This window comes from Pseudomonas sp. LBUM1648, assembly GCF_059716145.1.
This window is the reverse complement of the sequence record NZ_CP166808.1, coordinates 2,751,875-2,776,492: the sequence shown is the minus strand read 5'-3', so window position 1 is coordinate 2,776,492 and position 24,618 is coordinate 2,751,875. Positions and strand designations below refer to the sequence as shown.

The 24,618-nt window shown below is 62.5% G+C and carries 4 protein-coding genes; all 4 read right to left on the bottom strand.

All coding sequences use genetic code 11. The features are described from left to right. Nucleotides 1–40: 40 nt before the first annotated feature. Nucleotides 41–1,999 carry a MacB family efflux pump subunit gene (locus ACA043_RS12750; RefSeq protein ID WP_497659370.1) on the bottom strand — a complete coding sequence of 653 codons (1,959 nt, stop codon included), beginning with the start codon at nucleotides 1,997–1,999 and terminating at the stop codon, nucleotides 41–43. A 2-nt stretch (nucleotides 2,000–2,001) separates the two neighbouring features. After that, entirely contained in the window at nucleotides 2,002–3,150 is a 1,149-nt protein-coding gene (gene macA, locus ACA043_RS12745) for a macrolide transporter subunit MacA (RefSeq protein WP_497659369.1), read from the bottom strand. Nucleotides 3,151–3,216: 66 nt separating this feature from the next. Then, on the bottom strand, nucleotides 3,217–11,517 hold the full coding sequence (locus tag ACA043_RS12740) for an amino acid adenylation domain-containing protein (RefSeq protein ID WP_497659368.1): 8,301 nt from the start codon (nucleotides 11,515–11,517) through the stop codon (nucleotides 3,217–3,219). Beyond that, complete coding sequence (locus ACA043_RS12735) at nucleotides 11,514–24,488, bottom strand: amino acid adenylation domain-containing protein (protein WP_497659367.1); 12,975 nt, start codon at nucleotides 24,486–24,488, stop codon at nucleotides 11,514–11,516. The genes ACA043_RS12740 and ACA043_RS12735 overlap by 4 nt, the downstream gene beginning before the upstream one ends. Nucleotides 24,489–24,618 lie beyond the last annotated feature (130 nt).

The window sequence follows — 24,618 nt, the reverse complement described above, 5'->3', positions numbered from 1 at the left end:
GCTGCCGAAGGCTGCGCCTACAGGAATTCGGTGAGTACCATCAGTCGCGGGCCAATGCCTCGATCGGATCAAGCCGTGAAGCATTGCGCGCCGGCACAAAACCAAACACAACGCCGATCAGCGTCGAGCAAACCACCGCTGTCAGCACCGAAGCCAGCGAGAACACCATCTCCCATTCTTTGATAAATACTGAAAACAAGTGGCCAATGGCGTAGGACAGCGAAATCCCGATCGCCCCGCCCAACAGACAGACCATCACCGCCTCCACCAGAAACTGCTGACGAATATCCGATTGCCGGGCGCCGACCGCCATGCGAATCCCGATCTCGCGAGTACGCTCGGTCACCGACACCAGCATGATATTCATCACCCCGATACCGCCGACCACCAGCGAAATCACCGCAATCAACGACAGCAGCAATGCCAGCGAGCGACTGGTTTTCTGCACGGTCTGCATGATGCTGTCGAGGTTATTGGTGAAAAAATCCTTGGTGCCGTGGCGTTGCAGCATCAGTTTGTTGACGTGTTCATCCACCACGTTGCTGGGTTGGCCGTCCTTGAGCCGCACGCTGATGCTGTCCAGGTAGCGCTGGCCCAACAGGCGCCCGGCAGCAGTTTCGTACGGCACCCAGACGTTGAGCGACTTGCTCGCAGCGAACAGGTTTTTGTTCTCGGCGGCCACACCGATCACCGTACAAGGCAAGTTGCCGATCAGGATCACTTGCCCCAACGGGTCGACATGTTCGCCGAACAGCCGAAGCCGGGTTTTGTGATCGATCACCGCCACCTGTGCCTGGCGCCGGGCGTCGCTTTCACTGAACGCGATACCGGCCTCCATCTTGATACCGCGTACCTGAAAGTACAGGTCGCCGACACCATTGACCTGCGCATCCAGATCAATATTGCGATAACGCAGCAGCAGGTTTCGGCCGACCACCGGCGTGGCGCTGTCGACGTAATACAGCTGATTGAGGGCGGCAACGTCAGCGGGCACCAGGGTTTCGATGGCCGTCGAGCGGCTGTCGCCAAAACTGGTGCCGGAATAGATATCGATGGTGTTACTGCCGATCGCCTGAATGTCCTTCAACACGTAACGTTTGGCACCCTCGCCGATTGCCGAGATCGACACCACCGACGTAATGCCGATTACGATGCCAAGCATGGTCAGCAAGGTGCGCATGCGGTGCGAAACCAGCGCGACCCAGGCCATGCTGAACGCTTCCTTGAACAAACCGAGGCTGGCGACCAGGCGTCGTCCAGCGGTGGATTTGGCAGGGACCGCTTCGTCGCCTGACAACTGCGCCGTGTCGCGCTCGTTGCGTCGGTCGCTGAGGATCTCGCCGTCACTGACCTCGATGATGCGCTCGGCGTTGGCCGCGACTTTCGGGTCGTGTGTCACCAGAATCACCGTATGCCCGGCCGCGTGCAATTCCAGCAGAATGCGCATGACCTCCTTGCCGCTGGTGGTATCGAGGGCACCCGTAGGCTCATCGGCAAGGATCACATCACCGCCGTTCATCAACGCCCGAGCGATACTCACCCGCTGCTGCTGCCCGCCGGACAGCTGACTCGGTCGGTGGCTCAGGTGCCCTTGCAGACCCAATCGCGCCAACAATTCCCGAGCGCGGGCATGACGTTGCAGCTCCGGGATGCCCGCGTAGATCGCGGGCATCTCGACGTTATGCATGGCACTCAGGTGCGGCAGCAGGTGATAGCGCTGGAAGATGAAGCCGAAGTAGTCGCGACGCAATGCCGCCAGGGCCTCGTTATCGAGGTCACGGGTTTCCTGGCCGTTGATCCTGTAACTGCCGGCGGTGGCGTAATCGAGGCAGCCGAGAATGTTCATCAACGTCGATTTACCGGAGCCGGAGGCGCCAATGATCGCGACCATCTCTCCGGCATGGATCGTCAGGCTGATGTCCTTCAACGCGAGAAACTCACGGTCGCCGGCGGTAAAGCTGCGGGTAATCCCGCTCAGTTGCAGCAAGGGCTCGTTCATCGTCAAGACCCCGCCACGGTCGACACCGGATCACCGATCACCACGCGGTCGCCCTCGGCCAGACCATCATTGACCTGCACCTTGACGTTGTTGTTGATCCCGGTTTGCACATTGCGCGCCTGTGCCTGGCCCTTGGCGTCCAGCACGCGCACCGGAAAACTGCCGTCACTGTTGCGCGGCCCCAGCGCTGCCACCGGAATGGTCAACACGGATTTGGCAGTATCCAGCACCACCCGCACCTGCGCGGTCATCGAGATGCGCAAGCGATGATCCGGGTTGGGCACCTCGAACAGTGCGTTATAGAACACCGCCGTGTTCTGTTTTGGCGTGCCGGCGGGCGGCGTTTCGAGAAAGTTCTGCGGTGCCGGTTCAGTGCCGCGCAGCTTGCCGTAATAGCGTTTGTCCTCGCCGAGAATGGTGAAATACACCTCCTGCCCCGGCATGATATGAATCACGTCGGCCTCGGAAACCTGCGCCTTGACCGTCATGGTGTCCAGATCCGCCAGTTTCAGCAGGATCGGCGCCAACTGGTTAGCGATAACGGTCTGGCCTTCTTGAGTAACGATGCCGACCACGTCGCCATCGATCGGCGCGACGATTCGTGTGTAGGCCAGGTTGACCTTGGCGGTGTCGATCTGGATGTGCGCACTCTTGATCTGCGCGTCCAGTGACATCAGATTCGCCTGCTGCACTTCGTAGTCAGACTGCGCGGTTTCGAAGTCCTGGCGCGAGATCGACGCGTCGTCCTGCAAGTTCTTGTAGCGTTCGTAAATCGCCTTGGTCTGCCTGAGTTGGGCCTGCGTGGCGCGTTTTTGCGCTTGCAGGTTTTCCTCATCGACCTGGGCCTGACGCAGGGTGTTCTGCAACACCAGCGGATCGATTTCTGCCAGCCACTGACCCTTTTTCACCTTGTCGCCCACCTTGACCTTGAGCGACTTCAACTGGCCGGACACTTGCGCACCGACGTCCACTTGCTTGATGCCTTCGAGCAACCCGGTGGCCAGCACCGCATTTTCGATATCACTGCGTTCAACCGTGGCAGTCAGGTACTGCGGCGCCTCGGCCGGCGCCTTTACCGCATAGAACACCAACCCGGCCAGCGTCACCAACGCCAATCCCATACCGACTTTGCGCAACTTCGACTTTTCCATAAATGACCACAAGTCCGTTCAGGATAGAACCCGGCCAGCGGCCGGGCTCTGGTAGATAAACAACATTCAGGACAGCACTTCGTTCACCGGCACCGACAAGCCGTCATGCCACCACGCCGCAAGACTGAAGGCGTTGGGCGCTTTGAGAATCGTGAAGTGGTTGCCCGGCCCGTACCACACCGCCAGATCCGTCACTTGGCGCTGCCAGCCTTCGACCATCGCCGCTTGCTCGCGCTGATTGCCCGCCGCGTCCAGCGTCGGGTCGTCGACCAGCGCCAGCCGCACCAGGCCGGTGTAAGCCTGGCGTGGCTGGTAAACAGTGCGCAGCGCAGTGGCAAAGGTGCGCACCGGGCCATGCATCGCCTGTTCGGATGAGCGTGCGGACAGTACGCCGGCATCCACCATGCCTTGGTGCAACAGGCGCATTTGCAAAGCGTCGTCAGCCTCGGCAAACGCCTTCGCATCGATACCCAGCGATTTACCGGAAGACAGCTGCAACGCCTCGATCAAGCGCTGTAGCGCAGCAGTGGTCGTGTACGGTTTACCCACCACACCTTTACCCCCGGGTGCTTCGCTGTCGATCAGGGTCAACGAGGCGACCTTGCGCCCGGCATCCTGCAATTGCGCGGCCATGGCGTGGGCGACCCAACCACCGAATGAATGGCCGATCAGGTGCACCGGACCTTGCGGGTAGAGTTGCTCGATGGCTTGCAGATAAAACCTGGCGGCGGCCTCGACCTGACTGTGCGGCACCGTGGCGCCATCGAGACCGCGCGGTTGCAGACCGTGAATCGGCCACTCCGGCCCAAGCGCCTCGGTCAGGTGAATAAACCCGGTGACGCTGTCACCCGCGCCGGGTACGCAAAAGATCGGTGCATGCCCGGGGTGGCCGGTCTGCACCGTCAACAACGGCTGATAAGTGACGGGCGCAGGAACCTTCGCCCCGTCCAGTGCCTGACCGAGCGCTTCTCCCAGGGCGCCGATATGCGGCGCCTTCATCATGCTCTGGTGATCCCCGGGCACGTCGATGCAATGCAGCAAACCCGCAGGCAACTCTTCGGCCCAACCCCGCGTCGGGCTGAGCAGTGACATTTGCGCCGAACGCTCCTGAGCGCGCAGTAAATGCAGGGGTAGCGGAATCGGAGCAATCCGGTAGTGCGCCAGCGCATGCCCGTGGGCCACTTCCCGGTCGAGGTAGTGCCAGGCATCCGTCGAAGCGATCGCCGCCAGTTCCGGACGCAACAATTGTTGTTCCCGGCAGCGCTCGAACAGCTCCGCGAACCCCATCGGCTCCAGCTCGGTCTGCAGCAGGGCCAGGCGAGCCAGGGCTTGCTGCCCCTCGGCACCCTGCCCGGCCCAATGCGCCGTACAGTGCAGCAACAATTGGCGCTTGTGCACATGGGCATCGTTCCAGCGTGCCTTGTCCGGGTCGGCCAGACGCGGCACATAGGTATCGATCAAGCCGAGGAATTCCACCCACTCATCCATGCCGAGCAATTGCAGGGCAATTTCATACGCCAGTACGCCACCGAACGACCAGCCGGCCAGTCGATATGGCCCACTAGGCTGCTGTGCACGGATAATCCCGACCAGCCGCGCCGCGAGGCATTCCATCGTGCGTAATTGGGGTTGCCCGAGGTCGATGCCCGGCAAGCCATAGATGGGGAACTCACCGGCGATGTGCGTGCCCAGCGCCGGGAAATACACGTCCCGGCCACTGAATTCATGCACCAGGAACAACGGTGTGCCATGACGGCCGGCACGCACCACGACCAGACCGTTTTGCGGCTCGGCAACGCCGTTGCGCGAGCTGAGCAGCGTTGCCGCAGACTCCACAGTCGGATGCTGGAACAGTTCGGCCAGAGTGATCGTCTGGTTGTTCTGTTGCAGCAGGCTGACCAGACGCACCGCCAACAATGAATGCCCGCCCAGTTCAAAGAAGTTGTCGTGGCGGCCGACGCGTTCGACCTGCAACACCTCAGCCCAAAGCCGGGCAAGATTCGCCTCCACGGGATTGGTCGGCGCTTCGTAAACGCGACTGAGCAAGGCTTGCGGTGTCGGCTCCGGCAACGCCTTGCGATCGACCTTGCCATTGTTGTTCAGCGGCAGCGTGTCGAGGCGCACCCAGGCCGCAGGCACCATGTACTCCGGCAGGCGTGCTTGCAGCAGCGCACGCAGGGTGGCGCTTTGCAGACTGGCATCATGCGCCGTGTAATAGGCCACCAGGCGAATCGGTTCCTGTCCGTCGCGCCGGGCCAGTACCACCGCTTCCTTGACGCCCGGACAGCTCAACAGGCGGTTTTCGATTTCACCCAACTCGATGCGGAAACCGCGAATCTTCACCTGATCGTCGTTGCGCCCGATGCACTCCAGTTGCCCCGGCGCCAACCAGCGCACCAGATCTCCGGTGCGGTACATCATTGCCTCAGGCTTGGCGCTGAACGGATCGCGGAGGAATTTCTCGGCAGTCAGTTCAGGTCGATTCAAGTAACCCAACGCAACGCCCTGCCCGCCGATATACAGCTCACCGATTACACCAAACGGCACCGGTTGCTGATGGGCATCGAGCACATACGCACGGGTGTTGGAAATCGGGCCACCGATCGACACGCTGTCGGCATCGTTCGCAACAGAGCGCACTTCAAAAGTAGTGGCGTAGGTCGTGGTTTCCGTCGGGCCGTAGCAGTGCACCAGACGCAGATCCGACGCCTGCGCCAACAAAGCGCGAAACGCCGCCGGATCACCCCGTTCACCACCGCACAGCAGGATTCGCAGACCTTTGAGTGCCTCGGGAATCAGTTGCACGTACTGGTTGAACAGCGCGGTGGTGACAAACAGGATGGTCACCCCGCAGCGGCGCAACTCGTGCCCGAACGCCTGCGGGTCGAGCAAGGTGGCAGGGTCGATCACTGCAACCTGAGCACCGTTGAGCAGCGCCCCCCAGACATCCATCGTGCTGGCATCGAATGCCGGGTTGGAAGCGAAGGCCACCCGATCAAGCGGATTGAAATCGGCGTAGCCGTTATTGATCACCAGCCGGGTGATCGCCCGGTGTGGCACCATCACGCCCTTCGGTGTACCGGTTGAGCCGGAGGTGTACATGATGTACGCCAAAGACTCTGCCGACTGCGGCAGTTGCGGGTTGTGCGACGGTTGCCCGTCGAGTGCCAGGGCATCCAGATCAATCCGGCGCACCGGGTCATCGAATACGGCACCGGTCGCCGTCAGCAAGGCCGCCGCCTGACAGTCCTGAACCATGAACGCCTGACGGTCGGCAGGCGCGTTGATGTCCAGCGGCAGGTACGCCGCCGCGCATTTAATGATCGCCAGTTGCGCGATCAACAGATCCAGCGAGCGCGGCAGCAGAATCGCCACAGGGTCGCCGGGACTTACGCCCTGAGCCATCAAGTAATGGGCCAGTTGGTTGGCCTTGCGGTTCAACTCGGCGTAACTCAACGCTTGCGCGCGATGCACCGCTGCGACGGCTTCGCCCTGCACCGCCGCATGCTGTTCGAACACGCGGTGAACGGTCAGGGTTTGCGGATACTCCCGTTCAGTGGCGTTGAAGTCGACCAGCAATCGCTGGCGTTCCTCGTCATCGACAAGTGGCACGTGTTCCAGCACCGCTTGATCATTGCTGACCATCGCCTGCAGCAACTGCTGGAAGTAACCGACAAACCGCTGCGCCGTTGCTTCATCGAACAGTGCCGTGGCGTACTCCAGCCAGCCGCCGATAACGCCCTGCGCGTCGCCCAGGGTCAGCGTCAGGTCGAACTTGGCGAAGTGGCTTGGCTCCGCGACGGCCTCCAGCGTGAGCTCACCCAAGGCCAGCGCCGGGCCATCGCTGTTACGCCAGTTGAGCATGGTCTGGAACAGCGGGCTGTGCGCCAGACTGCGCACCGGCCGGGTGATTTCCACCACTTGTTCGAACGGCAGATCCTGATGCGCCTGGGCTTGCAGCGTCAGCGCCTTGACCCGCGACAGCAACGCTTCGACGCTCAGCGCTCCCGAGGTATCGATGCGCAATGCGAGGGTGTTGACGAACAGGCCGATCAAACCTTCGATTTCGGCTCGCGAGCGGTTGGCCACCGGTGAGCCAATCACCACATCAGCCTGCCCGGACAAGCGACTGAGCACCATCGCCCAGGCACTCATCACCGTCATGTAAAAGGTCACGCCATGACGCTGACTCAAGGCTTTGAGCGCAGCGCTCAAGCGCTCGTCCAGGCGCACCTCGACGCTGCTGCCGGCATAGTCCTGTTGCGCCGGGCGCGGACGGTCGGTGGGCAGCGTCAGCAAGGCCGGCGCGTCGGCCAGCGTGCGTTGCCAGTATTCACTCTGGCGCTGCAATACGTCGCCGCTCAACCAGCGGCGTTGCCACAGCGCGTAGTCGGTGTACTGCAACGCCAGCGGCGGCAACGGATCGTCCTCGCCATGCCTGAACGCCTGATACAGCGCCATCAGTTCGCGGGTCAGCACGCCCATCGACCAGCCGTCCGAGATGATGTGGTGCAAGGTAATCAACAACACATGGTGATCGTCCGCCAACCGCACCAGCCGTCCGCGAATCAATGGATCGCTCTCCAGATCAAACGGCCCCGATGCCTCGCCCTGAATCAGCGCGAGCAAAGCCTCGTCAGCCGCCGGGTGCAGACGCAAATCCTCAACGCGCAACAGCAAACCGCTGTCGACCGGCGTAATCAGCACCTGTGCGTCGCCGTTGAACGGGGCAAAACGACTGCGCAGGGTCTCGTGGCGCGCGACGATGCGGGCCAGCGCCCGTTGCAGCGCATCGTCGTCAAGCACGCCTCGCAAGCGCAGGCCGATCGGGATGTTGTACGCCGTGTTGGCACCTTCCATCTGCGCCAGAAACCAGAATCGCTGCTGGGAAAATGACAGCGGCAGCACCCCTTCGCGCGGCACGGCCAGAATCGGCGGCTGCGTACAGCGCCCGGCCCGGGTCAACACTTGCGCCACCGCCGCCAGTTCGGCATTGGCGAACAACTCGCCTAGCGCAAGCTCGACGCCCAGGCGCTGGCGTACTTGCGCGACCATGCGCATGGCCAGCAACGAATGGCCGCCCGACTCGAAAAAGTGATCTCGACGCCCGACCCGTTCAACCTGCAACACCTCGGCCCAGATCTGCGCCAACGTGGTTTCCACTTCACCCTGCGGCGCCTCGTATGCCCGAGTGAACAGCGCCGAGCGCTCAGGTTTTGGCAAGGCCTTGCGGTCGAGTTTGCCGTTGGCGGTCAGCGACAGCGCATCAAGTTTCACGAAGGCTGACGGCACCATGTACTCGGGCAACTGGGTCAGAAGCTGCGCGCGCAGTTCAGCCACGGCCAATGGCTGGACCTGCGCCTGTTCGGTGAAATACGCCACCAGTCGTGGCTGCCCCGGTTCATCCTCGCGAGCCAGCAACACCGCCTCCTGAATGCCGGGGAGCTGGTTGAGACGGTTCTCGATTTCCCCCAACTCGATGCGCACGCCACGGATCTTCACTTGATCATCGTTGCGCCCCAGGTATTCGAGGGTGCCGTCGACCCGCCAGCGTGCCAGGTCGCCAGTTCGGTACATCCGCGCTTGCGGTACGCGGCTGAATGGATCGCGCAGGAAGCGTTCGGCGCTCAGGTCCGGCCGATTCAGATAGCCGCGGGCAACACCGCTGCCGCCGACATACAACTCTCCCGTCACACCAATCGGTACCGGACGCTGTTGAGCATCGAGCAGATACACCGTCGCATTGCTCACCGGTTTACCGATGTGCAACCCATCGCCAGCCTCGATGCGCCCGGACGTTGCCACCACGGTGGTCTCGGTCGGGCCGTAGTTGTTGATCACGTCGAAGTGCTGATTGCGCGAAAACTGCCGCAACCGGTCGCCACCGATCAGCAGCGTGCGCAGGGTCGGATGTTCCAGGTTCTGGCTGAAGGCGTACTCGGCAACCGGCGTCGGCAGAAAACTCACGTCCAACGGCTGCGCACGCCACCAGGCGAGCAAGGCATCAATGTCTTCACTGCCCTCGTGAGCCGGGGCGATATGCAAGGTCGCGCCTGCACACAGCGCCGGCCAGATTTCCCATGCCATGGCATCGAAACCGAACCCGGCCAGACTTGAGGTTTGGCGGCCGGCGCATAAATCGAAGGCTGCACAGTGCCAGTCAACCAGATTGCACAGCGTGTGGTGCTCGACCATCACCCCTTTTGGCAGGCCGGTGGAGCCAGAGGTGTAGATCACGTAGGCCAGATGCGAGGGATTCAGGCCGGGCACCTGGGGATTGTGGGTAGTGCCCAGCGGCCAGGTGCACGGGTCAAGATCGATCACCGGCACGTCCAGAACGGGCAGGCGCTGCGCAAGATCACTGGATGTCAGCACAGCCACCGGCGCACTGTCGCTGAGCAGGTAGCTCAAGCGCTCGGCGGGGTGCGCCGGGTCCACCGGTACGTAAGCGGCCCCGGCCTTGAGAATCGCCAGCAATCCGACCAGGGTTTGCAGGCCGCGTCGGGCGACAATCGCCACCCGATCGTCGGGTTTCACGCCCAGCCCGATCAGATAGTGGGCCAGTGCGTTGGCCTTATGGTTCAACTCGGCGAACGTCAATGGCTCACCCAGATACACCGCCGCCAACGCGTCGGGCCGGGCGACAACCTGAGCCTCAAAACGATGATGAAGGGGCTGCGCCGGCGGGTATTCGACGTGAGTGGCGTTGAACCCCGACAAAACCTGCTCGCGCTCGGCCGGCGGCAACACCGGCAATTGATTCAACGGGGTGTCTGATGCGCGCTCCAGGGCCAGCAGCAGATTTTCCACCGCGCACAGCATGTAGGTGCAGATTCGGTGGGGGTCGACCTCGGTGCTGGCGAGCAACGTCAGGCTGAAGCGGTCAGCAAAATCGTCGATGCTCAGGGTCAGCGGGTAGTTGGTACGTTCTTCCGAACGCAAGACACTGATGCCCTCCCAGGCTGCGAGCGACTCGACGCTGGCATTGGCACTCGACGCGCTGTGCCGGTAATTGAGCAGCGTGCTGAACAACGGCGAAGACGCCACCACGCCACTGCAACGCTGGGCTAGCGCCAGCGGCGCGTGTTCGTGGCGCATCAGGGTGGTCAGGCGCGCATGGGTGGCCTTCACCGCCTCGCACGCCGCTTGCGCCCCTGCATCGACCCGCAACGGCAACGTATTGATGAAAATCCCCAAGGCGCGGTCGGTGGATTCAGCGCCTTGCATCCGCCCCATCAGCACGGTGCCAAATACCACATTCGATTTACCGGTCAGCGCGCTCAAGACCTGCGCCCAACCGAGATGAAACAGGCTCGCGACACTCACCCCCAGCAACCGTGCCTGTGCCCGCAAACGCTGACCGAGTAGCGGATCAAGCGCCAGACTGAGCTCCTCGATATCGCTGCCGTCACCGTGGACGCCTTGCAAACCAAACGGCAATGTCGGCTCGTCAACGTCACCGAGCATGTCGCGGAAAAAGGCTTCATGTTCCTGCTCACTGATCCCCAATCGAGCGTGTGCCACGTAGTTGCGAAACGGCACGGGCGGCCCCAATCGAGCAGCGAATCCGGACAGACACGCTTGCAGCTCTTCGCTGACCACCGCGAGCGCGGAATGGTCCATCGCCATGTGATGAAACAGCAACATGGCGACGATGCGCTCCTCGCGCGGATCCCACGCGTGGACCAGACACAACAGCGGCGCACGGGAGACATCGAGGCGAAAATGCCGGGCGTCGAAACGCTTGTGCAACTGCGTCAGCACGTCACCGTCGGCCACTTCCAACGGCACCTCTTCCAGCGGCAGCTCGGCGGTTCTCAAGACCACTTGCAACGGCGTATCAAGGCCCTCCCAGAACACCGCCGTGCGCAAAATGTCGTGACGGTCGATCACGGTCTGCAAGGCCTGGACGAACGCCTGCAAGCGCTCGCGCCCGCTGAACGCAAAATGCGCCTGCATGACGTACGGATCGCCATGGGTGGCACTGACATGGTGGTAGAGGATGCCTTCCTGCAACGGTGTCAGCGGATAGATGTCCTGCACGTTGGCGGCGCCACCGGGGATGGTGTCGACCAATTGATCGAGACGGTCCTGACTCAGCTCGGCGAGCGTCAGCATCGCCGACGTGATTCGCGTGGAGCCTGGGACGATGCCATTGACCGGCACCTCGACCTGCCCCGCTCTCGCTGCCGAGTACGTCCCGGCCTTGATCAATTCGATCAGCGCCGGCTTGTGCTCGCGCAGCGACGCCAGCAGGGCCGGCTCGCTCAACGCCTGTTTGTTGCCGTTGACCCGTAACTGGTCATCGGTGACCGCCAACTGGATGTCTTTTTCCTTCAACGTCACCAACAGTTCGTTCACGTTCACAGGACGATCTCCATTCTTTCCGTGATTGCCGCGTAACCGGCCAGGGTCGGGTGTTCAAACAACGCCCTGACATCCGCTTCAATGCCTTCCTGTTGCAGGCGTCCGACCAGACTCACCGCCAGCAACGAATGCCCACCCAACTCGAAGAAATGGTCGTGACGCCCTACCCGCTCGACGTTGAGCAACTCGCACCAGAGCCGCGCCAGGATGATTTCCAACTCACCGACCGGCGCTTCGTATTCGCGGCTGATCACCGAGTGCTGATTCGGTACAGGCAACGCCTTGCGATCGAGTTTGCCGTTGGGGCTGAGCGGCAAGCGGTCGAGATGGACGAAAATCGCCGGGACCATGTAGTCCGGCAGATGCTGCAGCAACGCCCCACGCAGAATGTCGACATCCAGCCGTGCGCCGGTGTAATAGGCCACCAGGCGTTTGTCCCCTGGAACATCTTCGCGGGCAACCACGACCGCTTCCTGCACGCCGCCGATCTGTGTCAGGCCTGCCTGAATCTCGCCAAGCTCGATGCGCAGCCCACGGATTTTCACCTGGTCGTCGTTGCGCCCCAGATACTCGATATTGCCGTCGGCACGGTAGCGGGCAATGTCGCCGGTGCGGTACATCCGCGCGTGCGTCTGATCACTGAACGGATCGTTGAGGAACCGTTCGGCGCTCAGTTCGGCACGGTTCAAATACCCCCGCGCCACTTGCACACCGCCGATGTACAACTCGCCGACCACGCCTTGCGGCACCGGGTGTTGCCACGCATCGAGGATGTACATCCGGGTATTGGCGATCGGTTTGCCGATCGGCGTGTTGTCTGGAATGTCTTCGCAAGATCCGGTGCAATGCCAGGCCGTGACATCCACCGCCGCTTCGGTCGGGCCGTACAGGTTGTGCAGTTCACTGGCCGGCAATTGTTGTTTGAACCGCCGCACCAGACTGCCGGGCAATGCTTCGCCGCTGCACATGACCTGACGCAGCCCTGCGCAACGCTCGGTCTGGCCGTGGGCGAGAAACACATCGAGCATCGATGGCACGAAATGCACGGTGGTGATGTTCTCGCTTTCGATCACTTCACTCAGGTAGGCCGGCTCCTTGTGTCCGCCGGGACGGGCCAGCACCAGCCGCGCACCGGTCATCAGAGGCCAGAAAAACTCCCAGACCGACACGTCGAAGCTGAACGGCGTTTTTTGCAGCACTGCGTCCGCCGATATCAGGGCGTAGGCGTCCTGCATCCACAGTAGGCGGTTCACCACTGCCGAGTGCTCGTTGGCCACCCCTTTGGGCTGGCCGGTAGAACCGGAGGTGTAGATCACGTAGGCCAGATGCTTGGGGGTCAGCCCGGCGACTGGCGGATTGTCCGCCGACAAGTCCTGCCAGGTTTCCTGATCCAGATTGATCACCGGCACAGCCACTTCAGCCGCCAACCCGGCCGTAGCGCTCTGCACCAGCAGCACCACGGGAGCGCTGTCCGCGAGCATGTAAGCGATGCGTTCCGGCGGATAATCCGGATCGATTGGCACATAACCGCCACCCGCCTTGAGAATCGCCAGCAAGCCAATGACCATTTGCACACTGCGCTCGACGCCGATCGCCACCCGCGAATCCGGCTGAACGCCAAGATCGCGCAGGTGATGGGCCAAGCGGTTGGCGCGCTCGTTCAACTGCTCGAAGCTCAAGCGCTGGTCACCGAATTGCACCGCTGGCGCTTGCGGGGTTCGCAGCACTTGCGCCTCGAACATGCCGTGCAGGGTTTGCTCCAGGTTGTAGTCAACCGTGTTGGCGTTAAAGTCGAACAGCAGTCGCTGGCGCTCCTGATCGGGCAGGATCGACAGGCGATTGAGCGGTTGTTGCGGCGCCTGCTCCAGTGCCTCCACCAGCACGCTCAACGCCGTTTGCACGTAAGCACAGATCCGTTTTGAGCCGACCTCTACCGAGGTAATCGCAGTGATTCTGAAACCCGCGCCCAAATCGTCGACATTGAGGCTCAGCGGATAGTTGGTGCGTTCTTCGCCGGCCAGCGTCTCGATGCCCTGCCAGGCCGGGTGCGCCTGCGTTTGGGTTACGTTGCTGTGCCGATAGTTGAGCATCGCGCTGAACAGCGGCGCCGGTGCAGCGACACCGCTACAACGCTGGGCCAGTGCCAGCGAAGCGTGCTCGTGTCCAAGCAGTCCGGTGAGTCGCGCATGCGTCGCCTTGAGCGCGACACGCACCGGTTGGTCGCCGACATCCACGCGCAGTGGCAAGGTGTTGATGAACATCCCCAGCCCGCGATCGGCCCCCGCCCCACCCTGCATCCGCCCCATCAGCACGGTGCCGAAGACCACGCGTTCCTGCCCGGAGGTGGCCGCCAGTACCTGCGCCCAGGCCAGGTGAAACAGGCTGGCGACGCTGATGCCCCCTTGTCGCGCCTGACTGCGCAAGCGTTGCGCCAATGCCTCGGGCAAAGCCTGAACGGTTTCCTCAAAAGCGCTGGCCGAGCCGTTCACCTCACTTAAACCGAACGGCAAAGTTGGCTCATCGATGTCGCCGAGCATGTCGCGGAAAAACGCCTCGTGCTCCTGTTCACTGATGCCCAATCGGGCCTGTGCCACGTAGTTGCGATACGGCACCGCCGCCGGTAACGGCTCGGTCAGCCCCAGCAGACTCGCCTGCATCTCGTGACGCACCACTTCCAGCGCGGTGTGATCCAGGGCGATGTGATGGAACAACAACAGCCCCGCCACGCAGTCATTGGCCGGATCGCGGGCATACAGCAGCCGAATCAACGGCGCCTGACTGAGATCCAGGCGCTGTTCCAGCAGTTGCTCGATCGCAACCTCCTGCACCAGTAACTCGGCATGACGCCACACCACCTGAAGCGGCGCGGCCAAGCCCTGCCAGACGATGGCCGTACGCAAAATATCGTGGCGCTGCATGATTTGCCGCAGCGCGTTGGCGAAGCCCTCGACGCGCTCGACGCTGGCGAATGCCATTCGCGATTGCAGCACGTAAGGGTCGCGTTCGGCGGCAGTGATGTGGTGGTAAAGAATGCCTTCCTGCAGCGGCGCCAGCGGGTAAATATCCTGCACGTTGGCCGCGCCACCCGGCACCGTGGCGACGACGCGCTCGATACTGGTCTGATCCAGATCGACCAGGGTCAGCATGTCCGGGGTGATGCGCGTGCAGTCGGCTGGAATGCGATTGACCGGTACGTCGATTTCACGACCACTGCCCACCGCAGCAGTCAACGCCGCGAGGGTCGGCTGATTGAACAGCACGCGCACATCGCTGCTCAGGCCGATCTGGCGCATGCGTTCGATCACACTCACTGCCAGCAACGAATGCCCGCCGAGTTCAAAGAAGTTGTCGTGGCGGCCAACCTGTTCGACCTTCAGGACCTCGGCCCAGATCCGCGCCAGCGCGGTTTCCACCGGGCCTTGCGGTGCCTCATAGGCGCGGCTGAGCCATGCACTTTGATCCGGTTCGGGCAGAGCCTTGCGGTCGAGTTTGCCGTTGGCGGTCAGCGGCAAAGCGTCCAGTCGCACGTAGGCCGCCGGCACCAGGGCTTGTGGCAAGCGGTTTTGCAGATGCTTGCGCAAGTCCTCGATAGCGACTGACGTGCGCTCGGTAAACCAGGCCAGCAATTGCCCGTCGCGCACCAGCGTTACCGCTTCCTGCACCGCTGGATGGCTGGCGAGCGCCGCATCGATTTCGCCCGGTTCGATCCGTACACCGCGCAGTTTGACCTGATCGTCGTTGCGGCCCAGGTATTCGATATTGCCGTCGGCCAGCCAGCGCACCAGGTCTCCGGTGCGGTACATACGCGCACCTTGGGGGCCGAACGGGTCGTTGATGAACCGCTCGGCAGTCAAATCGTCACGGTTCAGATAACCCCGAGCGACGCCCGCACCACCGACGTACAACTCACCCGCGACGCCAACTGGCACCGGACGCTGTTGCGCATCGAGTACATAGGCCCTGGCATTGGCAATCGGCCGCCCGATGTGCAGAACCTGCCCGCATTCGATCCGCCCCGACGTCGCCACCACCGTGGCCTCGGTCGGGCCGTAGTTATTGATCACGTCGAAGGTCTGATCACGCGGGAACTGCCGCAACTTGTCGCCGCCAATCAACAGCGTGCGCAAGGTCGGGTGGCCCAACTCGCGGCTGAACGCATATTCGGCCACCGGCGTCGGCAAAAAACTGACCTGTAACGGCTGCGACCGCCACCAGTCGAGCAGTTCATCAAGGTGTTCATTGCCAATGGATTCGGGCGGCAGGTGCAAGGTCGCACCGACACACAACGCCGGCCAAACCTCCCACGCCATCGCATCAAAACCGAAGCCGGCGACACTCGAAGTGTGGCTGCCGGTATGCAGGTCGAAGGCTTGAGCGTGCCAGTGCACGAGGTTTTCCAGGGTCCGGTGTTCGACCATCACGCCTTTGGGCTGGCCGGTGGAGCCGGAGGTGTAGATCACGTAGGCGAGGTTGTGCGCGGTCAAGCCGTTGATCCGGGGATTGTCCGCCGATAAATCCTGCCAGTGGTCTTCGCCAAGATCGATCAAGGGCACCGTCACCTCACCCGGCAACCGCGTGTCCAGTACCAGCACCGCCAATGGCGCACTGTCGCTCAGCAGGTAAGTGATGCGCTCCGCCGGATAAGCCGGGTCGATCGGCACATAGGCAGCGCCGGCCTTGAGGATCGCCAACAACCCGACCAGCATCTGCGGGCCGCGCTTGAGACAGATCGCCACTCGCGTATCCGGCCCCACACCCATCCCGACAAGGTAATGCGCCAGGCGATTGGCCTGTTGGTTGAGTTGCAAGAAGCTCAATCGCTGCTCACCCGCCTGCACAGCCAACGCATGGGGTGTGCGCAGAACCTGCGCTTCGAACAATCCGTGCACGGTCTGACTGACAGGGTAATCGGCGCTACTGGCGTTGAAATCGTGCAGCACCCGATCGCGCTCAAACGCGGGCAGGACTGAAAGGCGACTCAGTGGCTGTTCGGGGTTGTGTTCCAGCGCCATCACCAGCGACGCGATAGCGGTATGCATCAGATCGCAAACCCGCTGCGCGCCGACGTGGCTCGGGGTCAGGACCGCCAGGTTGAACCCCTCGCCCAAGTCATTGACGCTGAGGGTCAGCGGATAATTGGTGCGCCCGTCATGGGCGAGGAATTCGATGCCTTGCCAGGCCAGTGTCGACGCTGATCGCTCGGCGCTGTGTCGATAGTTGAGTACCGAACTGAACAGCGGCAACGGTGCCGCCACACCACTGCAACGTTGCGCCAGGGCGAGGGACGCGTGCTCATGCCCCAGCAGCGCGGCCAGCCGCTTGTGCAAACTCAGAACCGCGTCGCCGACGCTGCGGTCATCAATGTCCATGCGCAAAGGCAAGGTATTGATGAACACCCCAAGCGCCCGGTCAGCGCCTTCGCCTCCTTGCATCCGGCCCAGCAGCACAGTGCCGAACACGACGTGTTGCTGAGCCGCTGTCGCCGCCAGTACGTGCGACCAGGCCAGATGGAACAGGCTGGCCGCACTGACTCCGAACAACCGGGCCTGAACGCGCAAGCTCTGGCTCAGCCCGGCCGGCAGCGCCAGCAAATGCTCCTCGATATCGCGGCCATCACCCTGTACGTCGCGCAAGCCGAACGGCAGGGTCGGCTCGTCGATATCGCCGAGCATCTCGCGGAAGAAGGTTTCGTGTTCCTGCTCGCTGACGCCATGGCGAGCCTGGGCCACGTAGTTGCGATACGGCGCCGCTAACGGCAGCGGTTCGGTGCTGCCCAGCAGACTGGCCTGCATCTCGTGGCGCACCACCTCCAGCGCCGTGTGATCGAGGGCGATATGGTGAAACAGCAACATCCCCACCACTCGGTCATGGGCCGGGTCGTGGGCATACACCAGACGCAACAGTGGCGCCTGGCCAAGGTCGAGACGGAAGTGGCGGGCATCGAATCGCCCGTGCAACTGCCCGAGGATGTCACCGCCGGTTGGCTCCAGCGCAACGGCTTGCACGCTCATCGGCGCCTGACGCCAGACCACTTGCTGCGGGTTCGGCAGCCCTTCCCAAACCACGCTGGTGCGCAGGATGTCGTGACGTGCGATCACGCTTTGCAACGCCTCGGCAAAGGCGTGCAAATGCCCGATGTCAGCGAATGCCAGACGTGACTGCAGCAAGTAGGGATCACCGTCTGCGGCGCTGATGTGGTGATAGAGAATGCCTTCCTGCAACGGTGCCAGCGGGTAAATCTCCTGCACATTGGCCGCACCACCGGGCACAGTGGCGACGATGCGTTCGATGCTGGCCTGATCCAGATCGGTCAGGGTCAGCATGTCAGGGGTGATGCGCGTGCAATTGGCTGGGATGCGATTGGCCGGTACAACGATTTCGCGCCCGCGCCCCACGGCTGCGGCCAGCGCCGCCAGGGTCGGCTGGTTGAACAGCACGCGCACATCAGCGCTCAGGCCGATCTGGCGCATGCGTTCGATCAGGCTCACCGCCAACAGCGAATGGCCACCGAGCTCAAAAAAGTTGTCGTGACGGCCGACTTGATCAACCTTGAGTACAGTCGCCCAGATCTGCGCCAACGCGGTTTCCACCGGGCCTTGCGGTGCTTCATAGGCGCGGCTGAGCCACGCACTTTGATCGGGTTCGGGCAACGCCTTGCGATCGAGTTTGCCGTTGGCCGTCAACGGCAAAGCGTCCAGACGCACATAGGCTGCAGGGATCAGGGCGTCCGGCAATCGGGACTGCAAATGGCTGAGCAGTCCGGCAACTTCGACAGATTCGCGTTCGGTGAACCACGCGACCAGCCGCCCGTCGCGCACCAGCACCACGACATCCTGCACCGCATTGTGAGCACTGAGTGCGGCTTCGATTTCACCGAGTTCGACACGCACGCCGCGCAGTTTGACCTGATCGTCATTGCGGCCCAGGTATTCGATGTTGCCGTCGGCCAGCCAGTGTGCCTGGTCGCCGGTACGGTACATCCGGGCGTTCGGCTCGTCACTGAATGGATCGTCAAGGAACTGCGCGGCAGTCAATTGCGGGCGATTCAGATAACCCCGTGCGACACCGGCGCCACCGACATACAGTTCACCTTGCACACCCACCGGCACCGGCTGCTGCTGGCTGTCCAGCAGATAGACTCGGGCATTGGCAATCGGCCGCCCGATATGCAGCACCTGTCCGCATTCGATCCGCCCCGACGTCGCCACCACCGTGGCCTCGGTCGGGCCGTAGTTATTGATCACGTCGAAGGTCTGATCACGCGGGAACTGCCGCAGCTTGTCGCCGCCGATCAACAGCGTGCGCAAGGTCGGGTGCCCCAGATGGCGACTGAACGCATAGTCGGCCACCGGCGTCGGCAGGAAACTCACCTGCAATGGCTGCGCACGCCACCAGTCGAGCAGTTCATCAAGATGTTCATTGCCAATGGATTCGGGCGGCAGGTGCAAGGTCGCGCCCACACACAACGCCGGCCAGACCTCCCACGCCATCGCATCAAAACCGAAGCCGGCGACACTCGCGGTGTGGCTGCCGGCGTGCAGGTCAAAAGCTTCGGCGTGCCAGTGCACGAGGTTTTCCAGAGTACGGTGTTCGACCATCACGCCTTTGGGCTGGCCGGTGGAGCCGGAGGTGTAGATCACATAGGCGAGATGCCCCGGATTCAGCGCCGGCAACTGAGGATTGGTCTGCGGGAAGCGCTGCCAGTCATCACCGTGCAGGTCGATCACCGGCACGCTTGCCGGTAGATCGCGCGTCGAAGGCTGGGCGAGCACCGCCACCGGCTCGCTGTCCTGCAACAGATAAGCGATACGCTCGCGCGGATGCGCCGGATCGACCGGCACATAACCGGCGCCAGCCTTGAGAATCGCCAGCAGCGCCACGAGCATGTCCGGGCCGCGACGCAAACAAACGGCGACACGATCATCCGGTTGCACACCGAGGCCGATCAGGTGGTGCGCCACGCGGTTGGCGCGCTGATTCAGTTCGCGATAGCTCAAGCGTTGCTCGCCCTGCACGGCCGCCCATGCATCGGGGTGCGCCGCGACTTGCGCTTCGACCAAACGCTGGATGGACTGCCCACTCGGGTAGTCACGGCCGGTGATGTTGAAACCCACCAATACCCGTTGACGCTCACTCGGCGACAAGATTGACAGCTGCTGAAGCGGCGCGTCAGGCGTGTATTCGAGCGCCGTTACCAGACCGTGCAACGCCGTTTGCAGGTAATCGCACACCCGCGCGCCATCCACTAATGGCACCGCCTGCACGCTCAGCCGGAAAGCGTTACCAAGGTCGTCGACGCTGACCACCAACGGGTAGTTGCTGCGTTCGCGAGAGCTGAGAATCTCAATGCCCTGCCACGCCAGCGCCGCCGAATCCGCCGTACTGTGACGATAGTTGAGCAAGGTGCTGAACAGCGGCAGTGCAGCCGATACGCCGCTGCAACGCTGAGCCAGCGCCAACGATGCCTGCTCGTGCCCGAGCAATTGCGCCAGGCATTGATGAGTGGCGCGCACGCTGTCCTGCACCGACGCGGCGCCCACGCTGACGCGCAGCGGCAACGTATTGATGAACATGCCCAGCGCCCGGTCAGCGCCCTCGCCGCCCTGCATCCGGCCCAGCAACACGGTGCCGAACACCACATCCTGCTGACCGGAGACTTTCGCCAACACCTGCGCCCACGCCTGATGCACCAGACTCGCAATACTGATGCCGAGCCGACGCGACTGCTCGCGCAGACGCTCGCCGAGGCCGGCATCCAGCGCTGCATGACTGTCGAGAATATCGCGGCCGTCGCCGTGCACGTCCTGCAAACCGAACGCCAGGGTCGGTTCGTCGATATCGCCGAGCATGTCGCGAAAGAACGCCTCATGGACTGCTTCGCTTGCGCCAAGCCGCGCCTGCGCTACGTAATTGCGATATTGCACCGGCGCCGGTACATCGATTGTCCGGCCATGCATGACGTCGTTCACTTCCGCTACCAGCACCTCCAGCGCCGTGTGGTCGAGCACGATGTGATGCAGCAAAAGTATCCCGATCCACCGGTTATGCGGCTGATCTTCGGTATAGGCAAAGCGCATCAGCGGTGCTTGGTTGAGATTCAGGCGTGCTGTTTTTGTCGCAGTACGCGGATCGAAGCGTGCCTGCATTTGCTCCAGTACATCGCCGTCGAGTTCGTCGGCATCGACCCGTTCCAGCGCCAGCGGTGCCTCGCGCCACACCACCTGTACCGGTTCTTCCAGCCCTTCCCAGACCACACTGGTGCGCAGAATATCGTGACGGCCAATCACCTCATTCAAGGCGCGGACAAAGGTTTTGATCTGCGCCAGACCGTCAAACGCGAATTGCGCCTGCAACACATAGGGATCGCCAGCGCTGGTTGCCAGGTGGTGATAGAGAATCCCCGCCTGCAACGGCGCCAGCACATAGATGTCCTGCACATTGGCGACGCCGCCGGGCACACTGGCGATGACCCGGTCGATGCCGATCTGATCCAGTGTGGCCAACGGCAGCATGTCGGGGGTTATGTGCGTGCAACCGGGCTCGATCAGATTGCCCGGCACCACGCTGACACTGGCTGTGCTCAAGGTCGCCGCCAGCGCCGCCACGCTCGGCTGGCCGAACAGCACGCGCACGTCGCAATGCATTTCGTGTTGGCGCATACGCTCGATCAGCTTCACCGCCAGCAGCGAATGACCACCGAGTTCGAAGAAGTTGTCATGCCGGCCGACCTGTTCGACGCCGAGCAGGCTCTGCCAGATTCCAGCGATGAGCGCTTCCACCTCACCCACCGGCGCCTCGAAACCACGCCGGGCGAACGCATCGCTGTCCGGTGGCGGCAAGGCCTTGCGATCAAGTTTGCCGTTGGGGGTCAGCGGATAGGCATCGAGGCGCACGAAGGCGCTCGGCACCATGTACTCGGCCAACGAAGCCTGCAGGTGATCGCGCAACTGCGCAGCACTGGGCTCAACGCCCTCGTCAGCCAGCCAGTACGCCACCAGACGCTGCTCGCCGGGGCTGTCTTCACGTGCAATCACCACCGCTTCGCGCACGCCTGCGCAAGCGGCCAGGCGTGCTTCGATCTCGCCGAGTTCGATTCGGAAACCGCGGACTTTCACCTGGTCGTCGTTACGCCCCAGGTATTGAAGACTGCCGTCTGCGGCCCAGCGAGCAAGATCGCCGGTCTTGTACAAACGCGCCTCGGCATGGCCGCTGAACGGGTCGGCAATAAAGCGTTCGGCGGTCAGGTCCGGGCGGTTGAGATAGCCACGGGCAACCCCGGCGCCGCCGACGTACAACTCGCCGGTCACACCGACCGGCACCGGTTCGCGTTGCGCGTCGAGCACGTACAGTTGCAGGTCGGGTATGCGTACACCAATCGGGCTTACGCCCATCAATTGCGCGTCCGCCGCGACCAGCGGTCGGTAGGTCACGTGCACCGTGGTTTCGGTGATGCCGTACATGTTCACCAACCGCGTACCGGCATTGCCAACTCGCGCGTACCACGGTTTAAGCAGGCCCGGCTCCAGCGCCTCGCCACCAAAAATCACTTCTCGCAAGGAATGCTGCAACGGGCTGCGGGCCTGTGCGGCGACCATTTGCCGGAACGCGCTCGGCGTCTGGTTAAGCACGGTGACGCCGGTACGGCACAGCAGCGCATAGCAGTCGTCCGGTGAACGGCTGACGGCTTGCGGCACCAGCAGCAACTGCCCACCAAAACTCAGCGCGCCCCAGATTTCCCATACCGAGAAATCGAAGGCAAAAGAGTGGAACAGCGCCCAGATGTCCTGCGGGTTGAATTGAAACCAGTCATGAGTGGCCGAAAACAGTCGCGAGACGTTGCGGTGTTCGACCATCACGCCTTTGGGCAAACCGGTGGATCCGGAGGTGTAGATCACATACGCCAAGTGCGCCGGGGTCAGTTCCGGGATCTGCGGGTCAGTGGCGAATTCGGCGCGTAAATGAACGCTGTCGAGATCAACTGTCGGCACGTCGAGATCCGCCACGCGGTCGCGCGTCGCCGCTTGCATCAACACCGCGACCGGCGCGCTGTCCTGCAGCGTGAAAGCAATTCGATCCAGTGGATACGCCGGATCGATCGGCACATAACCGGCGCCCGCCTTGAGTACGCCAAGCAAGCCGATGATCATTTGCGGGCCGCGCTCGACGCAGATGGCGACACGGTCGTCCGCACGAATGCCCAACGCCAGCAAGTGATGTGCAACCTGATTGGCGCGACGATTCAGTTCGCCATAGCTCAAGGTTTGTTCACCGAAGATCAACGCAGTGGCGTCCGGCCGGGCCTGCGCATGGGCTTCAAATTGTTGATGGATCAGTGGCGTATCTGGGAACTGTGCCAGCGGCGCGTTAATGCCGTGCAGCAGTTGTTCACGTTCCCTGGCCGGCAAAATATTCAGGCTGTGCAGCGGCTTTTGCGGAGCGGCTTGCAACGCTTCAACCAAACCCTCCAGCACCGTGTGCAAGTAACGGGCAATACGCTCGGCGCCGAGGCTGGCGTCCGCCAGCGCGGTAATGCGCAAATCCTCGCCGAGGTCATCGATGTTGACGGTCAACGGGTAGTTGGTGCGTTCCCGGGCGCCCAACACCTGAACGCCGGGCGCGATATCAATCACCTCGGCGACTTCTTCGACGGCGCTGTGACGGTAGTTGAGGATTGCGCTGAACAACGGCGTCGGCACTGCCACCGCACTGCAACGTTGGGCCAGCGCCAGCGAGGCCTGCTCATGGGCGAGCAACGCAGTCAGGCGACGGTGGGTCTTCAGCACGGCGGCGTGAACACTCTCCTCACCGACATCCACCCGCAGCGGCAACGTATTGATGAACATTCCCAACGCCTGCTCACCGCCCTCGCCCGCCTCCATCCGCCCGAGCAACACGGTGCCGAACACCACCGCCGTACGCCCGGACAATTGGCCCAACACCCGCGCCAGCGCCAGGTGCATCAGGCTTGCCACGCTCACGCCCAATTGCCGCGCACGCGCACGCAGTGCTCGGCTCAAGTCACTGTCGAGCATCAACCAGGTTTCCTCGATGGCCTGCCCGTCGCCTTGAACGTCCTGCAAACCGCAAGGCAGCGTCGGCTCGTCAATGTCAGCAAGCATCTCGCGGAAAAACGCCTCATGCGCCTGTTCACTGGCGCCCATACGCGCCCGCGCCAAGTGGTCACGGTAAGGCACGGGCGCGGCGACCTGAGCGGTCTGCCCGAGCAAATACGCCTGCGCTTCGCGGCGCACCACGTCCAGTGCGATGTGATCCATGATCAAGTGGTGAAACAGCAAGAGCGCGACCACTCGCCCGTTCGCCGGATCTTGCGCGAACACCAGTCGCAACAGCGGTGCCTGCTGCACGTCAAGGCGGAAGAACTTCGAGTCATAGCGATCCAGCAACTGCTGCAGCACATCACCGCGGCCCTGCAACTCGACCTCTTCACAGCTCAGCGAAGCCTTGCGTTGAACCACTTGCAGCGGCTCGTCCAGCCGCTCCCAGATGAAAGAAGTACGCAGGATGTCATGGCGTCCGATCATCCATTGCAGCGCTTGGGCGAACGCATCCAGTCGTTCACGGTTGTCGAAAGCGAATCGCGCTTGCGACACATACGGATCGCCTGCGGGTGCCGACAGGTGCAGGTAAAGCATGCCTTCCTGCAAAGGCGCCAACGGGTATATGTCCTGCAGATTCGCCGCGCCGCCCGGCACCGTGGCGATGATGCGGTCGAGGCTGTCCTGATCCAGCGTCACCAGCGGCAGCATGTCCGGCGTGATCCGGAACGCTGGGCTCAGCCAGTCGCCGCCATGGCTGGCGACCAGTTCCAGCAGTTGCGCCTTGTGCGCAGCGAGGCTGTCCCACAACGCGTCATCCAGCGCGTCGTCACCCAGAATGACCAGGTCTTCATCTTCCTGTTGAAGGCGGATCGCATGGGTCGAAATAACAGCCATCAGTTCGCTGAAATGCATGGAGTAACCTGCTGTAAATACGGGAAAAAGGAGCGCGCAGCAGCCAGTCCGTGCAAGCGGCGCGCAGCCTGGAAAAACTAAAACATCGGGGCTTGGGTGTCTGACATGGGAAGCGGGGACAAGCCGTACT